Here is a 9,571-nt window from a genome sequence, read left to right as displayed (position 1 = left end):
GGGGGATTGACGCTGTGCACATAGTGACTGCAACGGTGGATTCCCGATCCGGAATCCCCGTCGTTTCTCGAGTATGTAGGCTGGAGGAGATTTGGCTTTGGTTAATCTCCTTCAAGCTGTTTGGATGTCAGTTTTTCTAAAATCGGGATTTCGGACATGAAACCACTTCTCTTATCATTGCTTAACATTCCGTCTCTTTTTTGATCAGCCCATTTTCAGGAAGGTCGCGCAGTGAGCGAGCCTTCTCCGGGGGCGCACTTTCAGTAAACTGCTGCGGTGCTGACTGTTTCTGCTGAAAAAAACGGGGCAAGTTGAATCCGGATTCGTTTTTCTTATTGTTGTTTCCGATCATGCGGTTGTTGTTTACTGTGTTCATTATTTCAGTCAGTGTCGCAGGGCTTACCCTGTGATAAAGAGCAAGGGGAAGTACTGTTATGATGTCACTGATCATCACCTGGTTCCTCTTTCTCAAACAAGTGTGAAGGATGGCTGCCTGTCTGATCGCTTCCAGTGCCCTCAAACTCTCAATGTTGTAGTTGATATAAAGATTAGCCAGAAAGTTCGTCAAATAATCAGGCATTTCCAGGTCGCACTGCTGTGCAATGTTTTCGATGTTGGTTTTCAACTGTTCCAGACGGCTTACCTCCTGCTTTGATAGCACGCGGTCATCACTTTTCATGGACTCATCCATTGTCAGAATATCCACGACTTCTTCAGGTGTGGAGGGTCTGCCCATAGGAATCACCAGGTCAAAACGGTCGGAAAGCTGCCTCCGGATTTCGGCGAGGGGCCCTGGTTCCTCATCTGGGTTTGATGCCGCCCAAACAGAGGCGGAAACGGGGACCTCAACAAGTGGAAGTCCTGTTTCTTCTATTTGGACGCGTCCTGGTTTGGTACCCATGGCATCCAGCAGAACATCGGTGATCTCCGGGGACGTGTCTGCCAGCCTGTTGATTTCATCCACAAAAATAATGCCGCGGTGCGCCTGTGGTATGATGCCGGGCAGAAGGGCAGCCTCCGGTTTTGTAGGATTAGTGAGTTTGCTGAGATCAATGGTTCCCGCTACAGTCCCGATTTTTGCTGAATGTGATATTTCCAGGAAGGGTATGGGTATTTCTTCTGTACCGATTTCCGCGATCTCCTCAGCTGTTAGTTTAGAGTGTTGAGGGCAGTGTGGATTATCTGGGTCACAGTTATAGAGGCATCCCTTAATTCTAGTAATTTTCGGTAAAATTTGCTTGACCGAACGCATAATCGTTGTTTTTCCTGTTCCGCGCAATCCCTCGGCATGGATGTGGAACGGCAGTCCTTGAAGGACGGAGATTAAGGACATCTCAACCGCTAAAAATAAGGTTGTGTTGCCAGTGTGCCGTGTTAATTGGAGATAGTTTTTCAATTTTCGTTCTCCTTTCCCAAAATTACAAATCTTTCGACATTGAAGCCGGATACTCCTCCTGGAGTTCCACAGCTTTCCTGGCAGCTGGTTGACAGAGTATGGTGTGAATAGTAAAGCGTATTACTCCACACATTATTATATAGCTAACCTCAAGCAAATCAACTATTAATAATTAGAATAATATTTAGAAAGGGGTAAGGAAAAATGTATGGGCTAGGACCCCCTTGGAGTATACAGCCCAGTTTGAAAGCGATGGTAGAGGATGTGGGGATTGACTTCGATACATTTCTTGATCAGCTTAAAGATGGCAAAACAGATGAGGAAATAGCAGTGCAAGCGGGTGTTTCGCCAAAAGTGATCAGCCAATTTCGGGAACACTTCGAAAAGTATGGGATTGATTCTATTATGGGGCAAGATTGACAGGTCTTGCCCCACAGGGAGGTGATCAGTGTGACTAACTTCCGTATACCACGTCCGGATATGAGTCCTTTAGAAATACCACAGCCAACACCTTCTCCCCTTCACCCGGGAAGTGAGCGACCGGAGATTGTTCCTCCTGACTCTCCTCCGGAGCAGGAACCAGTGCAGCAGTAGCGCGTGCGCTGGGGACGGTTCCTGGCGCATTTCTGCGAGGGGGATCGTCCATGAAGCATGCACTTAAGACTTCTAACTTCAGACTTCCGGTCTCTGACTTCTGTTTTGGTAAACCAGAAAGTGTGCTGGAACAATTAATATACTCATGGAATGGAGGAGTGAATTGATGGCTCTTGACAGAGGCACTGGGATAATTATATCCTTTAGGAAAAGCCAGGAGGAGGGCTAGATGATGGGTGCTGAAATTATCACTTTAACCGATCAGAATTTTAACGCACATCTGAAAGATGCTGAGCTTCCGGTGTTTGTAGATTTTTGGGCAGGTTGGTGCGGACCCTGTAAGATGCTCGCCCCAGTAATAGAAGAACTTGCTCAGGATTATGGGCAACGGATACAGATTGCTAAGCTCAATGTGGACGAAAACAGAGAAACCGCAGAAAAGTTCGGGATATTGAGCATTCCAACGATGATCCTGTTCAAGGAGGGCAATGAGGTTACCAGAATCACCGGATTTCGCCCAAAGCGAGAAATAGCTCGCTTTATTGACGAGCATTTGGCCTAAATTATAAACATTAACAGGAAGTAAAAAAGAGGGTGTTTCCGGTGGACCTGTTTGATTATGCCCAGAAGAAGGCTCTGGAAGAGGAGGGCCCCCTTGCATATAGAATGCGGCCGGATACCATTGAGGAGTTTGCTGGCCAGGATCACCTGGTTGCTCCTGGTCAGCTGCTGCGTACAGCTCTAATGGCGGACAGCCCCTTTTCCGCGATATTTTATGGCCCTCCCGGAACAGGCAAGACGACACTGGCCAAGATCATCGCGCGTTCATCCAAGGGGGTCTTTGTTCAGGTCGATGCCACCAGCACCGGTGTCGGTGAACTGCGTAAGGTGCTGCAGGAGGCTCGGGATCGTTTAAAATTTTATAATCAAAAAACCGTACTATTTATCGATGAAATCCATCGCTTTAACAAGGCACAGCAGGATGTATTGTTGCCGGCGGTGGAGCAGGGCATCGTGATTTTAATCGGTGCCACAACGGAAAACCCCTATTTTTCAGTTAATTCCCCTCTGCTGTCTCGAACACGCGTCCTTTCCTTTTATCCACTGAAACCTGAGGATTTAAATAAAGTATTAGAGCGTGCCCTTTCTGATCCGGAAAGGGGGCTTGGAAAGCTGCAGTTAGAGGTAGACACTGAGGCAAGGGAACACTGGATTCGTCTCTCCGGAGGAGATGCGCGGTTTTTACTTAATGCCTTGGAGATGGCAGTACACCTCACACCACCGGGGCCAGATGGAGAAATTCACATCGGACTTGAGGAAGCCGCTGCTGCTGTCCAGCAGGCACCTGTTATCTATGACCGGGAAGGGGATAAACATTATGATGTCATTTCCGCTTTCATAAAGTCCATGAGAGGCTCCGACCCGGATGCCGTTTTGCACTGGCTCGCCCGCATGTTGAAAGCGGGAGAAGACCCCCGTTTTATTGCCAGGAGGATCGTGATTCATGCCGCTGAAGATGTGGGGCTTGCGGATCCCATGGCTTTGGTAGTAGCAGAGGCAGCAGCACGGGGTGTGGAACATATCGGGATGCCAGAGGGAAGACTGCTTCTAGCTGAAGCGGCACTTTATGTGGCTTGTGCTCCTAAGAGCAACAGTGTTTATAAGGGTATTGGACAGGCATTGCGCGATCTGGAGAAAGGGGATTTAGGGGAAGTACCTAAACACCTGCGGGATACCAGTTACTATGGAGCGAAAAGTTTGGGGCACGGAGAGGGTTATCTCTATCCACATCATTATAAAGGAAACTACGTTCCCCAGCAGTATCTACCCGATCCTTTGCAGGGACGTAAATACTATGAACCGTCTGAATCCGGAAGGGAAAAGTATATCAAGGCTTTCCTTGAAACATTACAAAAGAAGGAAACATAAAATAAGTTAGTCGTTGGTGGTTGATCGTTAGGTGTTGGAAGAAAAAGATGACGGGGCCAGGCTTGCTTTATTGCTTTATGTTGGATCACTGGGACGGCAGACTGTGTGATACCTCCCAAAATCACCAGTTCAGCGGTCAGAAGTGGGGGGTATAACTGAAATAGCGGGTAATTGGTGTTCCTTATCCCTAAAAACAACCGGAATTTGATCGTAAATGGGGGGATGGAAAAGGGCGCAATGGTTTTTACACAGTCTGACGGTTCTTGTGATCCCTGTTGCCTAAAAAAGTAATATTACACGATCAGGATCAATAGGGCATTCTACTGATCAAGACTGTTAATGGATCCCTCTGACTTCCGACTTCTGGTTTCCGACATCTATTGTAAGGGGGTAGGATAATGACAACAAGGAGACAGGTTTATCTTGATCACGCAGCTACAACTCCAGTTCATCCCAGTGTTTTACAGGAGATGCACAAGGTGCTGGAGACGCATTTTGGCAATCCTTCCAGCCTTCATTTTTACGGCCGTGCAGCAAAGCAGCACCTGGAAGTTGCGCGGGAGAGGGTTGCCCGTTTACTGGGGGCAGGACAACAGGAGATCATCTTTACCAGCGGAGGCACTGAGGCAGACAACCTGGCTGTTATGGGAACCGCCTTGTCCTATCAAGAGCGGGGCAGACATATTATCACTTCAACCATCGAACACCATGCGGTCATTGACCCCTGTCAGATGCTTGCCCGAAATGGGTTTGAGGTGACATTTCTACCTGTAGATAAAGATGGGGTTGTGGATCCCGGTGATGATTAAAAAAGCGATTCGTCGGGATACCATTTTGATAACGATCATGCATGCCAATAATGAGATCGGAACCATCGAGCCTGTACCCGAAATCGGAAAAGTTGCCCGCAAACATGGTATCATTTTTCACACTGATGCAGTCCAGACTGCGGGTTACCTTCCTATTAATGTAGATGACCTAAATGTTGATCTGCTCTCCATTTCAGCACATAAGATTTACGGGCCAAAGGGAGCAGGAGCGCTTTACATTAGACAGGGGGTAGAACTTAAACCCCTTATTCATGGGGGTGGGCAGGAAAAAACCTGCCGGCCGGGAACGGAAAATCTCCCAGGTATCATAGGGCTGGGTAAGGCTGCTGAAATCGCAGCCAGTGAACATCTATATGAAAGCAGGAGATATAAGCAATTGAGCGACCGCTTAATTCAAGGCATCAAAGCACTTATACCTGATGCAAAAATAAATGGGCACCCTGAAAAAAGACTTCCCCATAATGTCAATGTCAGTTTTCGCGGCGCCAAAGGGGAGTGTCTGCTTGTGGGGCTCGACCAGGAGGGGATCGCTGTTTCCACAGGCTCAGCCTGCAGCTCCGGGTCTTCGCAGTTGTCCCATGTGCTGGAGGCCATCGGCCTCTCACAGGAAGAGGGGGCAGGAACCATCAGAATGACCGTGGGACGGTCTACAACTGTTGATGATATTGATTATGTTCTGGGTGTTCTCACAGATTTAGTGGAAAAGCTTAGAAGAGATCAGGCATAGATTAGTGATTGGTGGTTAGTGGTTGGTCGTTGGGATCAACAGAACACAGATCATTGGTCACTAAGACCTCCGGCTTCTGGTCTCCGACCTCCGCGTTTTGGGTTGGTCGTTGGAAAATGACGGCTCTGTTATCGGTGAAGAGATCACGAGAGTCCCGAGAACCGTACTTTGATAATTTTAGTTTTAGATCAGGAGAGATCAGGAGAACTGTCCCCCTGGTCCACTCGTCCCCTTGATCCAAGAACAGAAACAGAAATGCGCCAGGAACCGTCCCCGGTGCAGGTCGTGGAGGTATAGATGAGTAAAACGGTTTTTGTTGCTATGAGCGGTGGGGTTGACAGTTCAGCTGCCGCCTTCTTGCTTTTAGAAGATGGGTATAATGTTTGCGGCATTACGATGAAGCTTATGTCTGGCGAACTATCTGGCTCATCTGCTGTTGAGGATGCGCGGAGGGCTGCCGGATTGCTGGGTATTCCCCATTATGTTTGTGATCTGCAGAGTGTTTTCCAGGAAAATGTGATCGATTATTTCTGCAGGGAGTACCTGGCTGGACGCACCCCAAATCCGTGTGTTGTCTGTAACAGGAAGATCAAGTTCAGGGCACTGTTCGACTGTGCGCGCAAGTTGGGGGCGGATTACATGGCAACCGGTCATTATGTGCGGGTGAATTATGACTGCATGCGCAGGCGCTGGGTATTAAAAAAAGGCATTGACTCTCAAAAGGACCAGAGCTACGTATTGTATACACTGCAACAGGATACACTTCCCTATCTTAAATTTCCACTTGGGGAATACCGTAAGGATGAGGTGCGCAGCATCATTAAGCGCGCAGGACTACCATTCGCCGGAAAAAAGGATAGCCAGGAGATCTGTTTTATTCCTGATAATGATTACCGTCGCTTTTTACTGAAGAGTGTCCCCCAGGCGGCGGAACCGGGAATTATTTATGATATACAGGGAAAACCCGTTGGCGAGCATCGGGGTGTCGCTAATTATACTATCGGCCAGAGGCGCGGCTTAGGGCTTGCTCTGGGATCCCCCGCCTATGTAGTGGAAATAGACCCTGTTGGCAACACCCTGGTGGTGGGAAATCGAGAAGACCTGATGGTTCCTGGGCTGACAGCCAGGGATGTGAACCTCATTGCTCTGGAATCCCTGCTTGAACCTTATCCGGCCCAGGTAAAGATCAGGTATGCCTCTTCTCCTGCTGAGGCAGTACTTTCTCCTGGAGAAGAGGGAGAAATCATTGTGAGGTTCTCCCAGCCGCAAAAGGCGGTAACACCTGGACAGGCGGTGGTTTTTTATGAAGATGACCTGGTGCTGGGAGGAGGTATTATCCACAGGCCAATCCGTTGACGTATTCCCGCGACTGAAGTCATGGGATTCTGTTTCATCGAAGGATGCCAGTTGGCCTTACTCCTTCTTCCCAAGAGTTGACGGCCACAACTTTAGTTCGATGTTTCGTCTAAAAGTGTCCCGGCGGATGATGGTAAACAGGATGCGCTTGAAAAAGGGGTGCATTTTTTTTGTCAGGGCGGTAATAATAAAGAAAACTTAGACTTTATCAGGGAGAAGGGGTATCAATTGCAAAAAGGCAGGGAAATTATCGGATTGCCGGTGGTGAGCCTTGATACCGGGGATGAAATTGGAGTTGTGGATGATATTCTTTGGAGCCACCGGGATATGAGGATTTGCTGCCTGGTAGTGGGTGATCACTGCCTTCCCTTTGCTGAGATCAGCAGTATCGGGACAGATGCCATCACTGTTTCCGGACGGGAAGTTCTTCAAGAGGATGACGTATCACTCTGTGAGATGCGAGAAGCATTCCCGCTTCCTAAAGAGGATAGCGGTATACCCAGTGAGACGCGAGAACCGTCCCCGTGTCTCAGAAGTGTGAACCAAACAGGAGGGGAGCTGGTTTTGTCCCAGGACGGAAATAATCTGGGAACACTCAAAGATGTAATTTTTGATGCAGATGAGGGTAAATTGTTGGGGTACGAATTGTCAACAGGAGTTGTGGGGGGATCTTCTCTCCGGCAGAATGATTATTTCGCCGGAAATGGTTTTATCCTGGGGAAAGGAAGCTATTATCACCGGATTTACCGGTACAGACAGAGGTGGTCAGAATGCAGTGTCCGATATGCCGTGGTAGACAGACGGGGAAAGTAGGCGCAGATCAGTATTACTGCTGGTCCTGCTATGTTGAATTCAGTGCCGGTGGAGAATCTGAGGTTTATGAGATCACCGAAGATGGCAATCTTATGGCATTAAATACTACAGGGGATGATTTATCTTAACTATGATCAAGAGAGGTGAGAGAGTTGGCAAAGCGCAATTATTTTAATGGCTTGATCACAGGTGGGTTTCTGGGAGCACTTCTTGGATCATTTTTTGCATCCCGCCAAACCCCAAATAGAAAGGCATTGCTGCAGTCACGCCGGGTTGGTGATAATACAATGCGTGTCCTGCGCGGGATTTCCCGAGGAGTGATGGAGATGATGCGCCGCTAGCGGCGATAACGTGTTGATGCAGCACCGTACCCTGCGCATTATTATCCTTTCTCTGATAGGGCTGGCCGTGGGGGCATTCTTATATTACATTCGTCCCCTGCTGGTTCCTTTTGCAATTGCCGCTTTGATGGCGTACATGATTTTCCCCCTTGTCCGCAGTCTTGAGGCAAGGGGGGTTAAGCGATCCACGGCTATTATCACTGTATATGCGGCCGGATTATTTCTTGTATATATTTTTATTGCTTTTTTTATTCCCGCCACCTTTAATGAAGCCAAGGCCTTTGGCAGAATACTCCCTGTTTATGTGGAGACATGGGAAAAGGCACAGGGATATTTCGACAGTCTATCAAAGCGCATCAGCTTACCGGCTGAAGGCCGGCAAATCCTAAGGGAGACAGTGGGTCACATTCGCAAAGGTTTGCTTCAGGGGATACGCGGGTTTGCCCAAGGTCTGATCGGGGCAATATCCCTTCTTCCCAGTCTTATACTTGCTCCCTTTCTCGCCTACTATTTCATCAAAGATTCCGATCATATCAAAAAGACCGTTCTTGCTTTTCTTCCACCCAGCTGCCGGAATGACTTGCAGTTTCTTATTCGTGAAGGGGATCTCATTTTCAGCCAGTTTCTCAGGGGTCACCTGCTCGTCTCAGCAATCGTGGGTTTGTTAACAGGAGCAGGGGCTGCCTTGATCAATATGCCTTTTGCTGTCCTCATAGGATTATTTACAGCTGTTCTCGACTTGATCCCCTATTTTGGTCCGCTGCTGGCGGCCATACCGGTGGTTGGTCTTGCCCTTACCATCAGCTACTGGAAGGGCATTGCCATGCTGGTAATTTATATAATAGTCCAACAGTTCGAAGGCAGTTTTCTCGCTCCCAGGTTACTTGGAGACAGAGTGGGTCTACACCCTGTCGCTACAGTTCTGGTTCTTCTGATTGGAGGCTATCTGGCAGGCCCCTTAGGGCTTATCTTTGCTGTTCCAGCAGCTGGACTGCTGCGTATAATCCTGCGCTATTTGTGGGAAAAGATAGTATAATAACTTCAGGGATACCAGAACTGACGCATAGCCTCTAACTACTATGCCCGACAAGGTTTCCAGAGACTAGAAGAAATATTTTATCGAAAAAGGAACCTGGACAGCGGTAATTAATTATGAGACAATAGTGTGGGTTATTATCAAAGGGGGCCTGCACTATGACAAAACAATACGACAACCAAGTCTTGGTAAGCGGCAGATATTTCACCGAACAGGAACTGCAAGATGTTAAGGAAATAATACGCATGTTTCCGAAACTAAGCCTTACCGAGCTAGCAAATACGGTCTGTGAGAACTTAGATTGGGTAACACCGAATGGTCGGAACAAGACAGCTTCATGCCTACAGCTTTTAAAGAAACTTGAAGAAAAGGGGTCAATTACCCTACCAGCCAAACAAGAAGATAAGATTCACGACAACCGGGATCGGATTGAGTTTGGGGTACACACGAGGCCTGCTCAGTTGATAGAGGGAAGCGTGAGAGCGATTTTGAGCCCATCGGGTTAGAACTGGTAAGAAGTCGAGACGGCATTAGATTATGAACGAATAT

General features: G+C 48.1%; 10 protein-coding genes and 1 pseudogene. 10 read left to right on the top strand and 1 reads right to left on the bottom strand.

Annotated features, from left to right (window positions below):
* Positions 1–181: 181 nt before the first annotated feature.
* Positions 182–1,252 (bottom strand): magnesium chelatase ATPase subunit I, encoded by a 1,071-nt coding sequence (locus tag SSCH_RS13025; protein ID WP_232294474.1) that lies wholly within the window; start codon positions 1,250–1,252, stop codon positions 182–184.
* A 348-nt stretch (positions 1,253–1,600) separates the two neighbouring features.
* On the opposite strand from SSCH_RS13025, the gene SSCH_RS13020 reads away from it, so the two are divergent.
* The 10 genes and pseudogenes from SSCH_RS13020 (at position 1,601) to SSCH_RS12970 (ending at position 9,528) form a co-directional block, all read left to right on the top strand.
* Positions 1,601–1,816 (top strand): helix-turn-helix domain-containing protein, encoded by a 216-nt coding sequence (locus SSCH_RS13020; protein ID WP_044665841.1) that lies wholly within the window; start codon positions 1,601–1,603, stop codon positions 1,814–1,816.
* A gap of 30 nt (positions 1,817–1,846) precedes the next feature.
* Complete coding sequence (locus SSCH_RS18410; protein WP_156972288.1) at positions 1,847–1,990, top strand: hypothetical protein; 144 nt, start codon at positions 1,847–1,849, stop codon at positions 1,988–1,990.
* A 229-nt stretch (positions 1,991–2,219) separates the two neighbouring features.
* Positions 2,220–2,552, top strand: coding sequence for a thioredoxin (gene trxA / locus SSCH_RS13010; RefSeq protein WP_332306941.1), 333 nt, complete (start codon positions 2,220–2,222; stop codon positions 2,550–2,552).
* A 41-nt stretch (positions 2,553–2,593) separates the two neighbouring features.
* Positions 2,594–3,919, top strand: coding sequence for a replication-associated recombination protein A (locus SSCH_RS13005; RefSeq protein WP_044665839.1), 1,326 nt, complete (start codon positions 2,594–2,596; stop codon positions 3,917–3,919).
* Positions 3,920–4,317: 398 nt separating this feature from the next.
* A pseudogene (locus tag SSCH_RS13000) lies at positions 4,318–5,476 on the top strand (cysteine desulfurase family protein).
* Between the two features lie 297 nt (positions 5,477–5,773).
* The gene (gene mnmA, locus SSCH_RS12990; protein WP_044665837.1) at positions 5,774–6,832 is read left to right on the top strand and encodes a tRNA 2-thiouridine(34) synthase MnmA; all 1,059 of its coding nucleotides are present in this window, start codon (positions 5,774–5,776) and stop codon (positions 6,830–6,832) included.
* Between the two features lie 228 nt (positions 6,833–7,060).
* The gene (locus SSCH_RS12985) at positions 7,061–7,645 is read left to right on the top strand and encodes a PRC-barrel domain-containing protein (RefSeq protein WP_198142470.1); all 585 of its coding nucleotides are present in this window, start codon (positions 7,061–7,063) and stop codon (positions 7,643–7,645) included.
* A gap of 152 nt (positions 7,646–7,797) precedes the next feature.
* Positions 7,798–7,986, top strand: a complete 189-nt coding sequence (locus SSCH_RS12980; protein ID WP_044665835.1) for a hypothetical protein — start codon at positions 7,798–7,800, stop codon at positions 7,984–7,986.
* 16 nt (positions 7,987–8,002) lie between these two features.
* Positions 8,003–9,022 carry an AI-2E family transporter gene (locus SSCH_RS12975; protein WP_156972287.1) on the top strand — a complete coding sequence of 340 codons (1,020 nt, stop codon included), beginning with the start codon at positions 8,003–8,005 and terminating at the stop codon, positions 9,020–9,022.
* Between the two features lie 158 nt (positions 9,023–9,180).
* Positions 9,181–9,528, top strand: a complete 348-nt coding sequence (locus tag SSCH_RS12970) for a hypothetical protein (RefSeq protein ID WP_044665833.1) — start codon at positions 9,181–9,183, stop codon at positions 9,526–9,528.
* Positions 9,529–9,571: the final 43 nt, after the last annotated feature.

Source organism: Syntrophaceticus schinkii, assembly GCF_000946815.1.
GTDB lineage: Bacteria > Bacillota > DSM-12270 > Thermacetogeniales > Thermacetogeniaceae > Syntrophaceticus > Syntrophaceticus schinkii.
The sequence above is the reverse complement of the archived record's forward strand: the minus strand, read 5'-3'. Positions and strand labels throughout refer to the sequence as shown.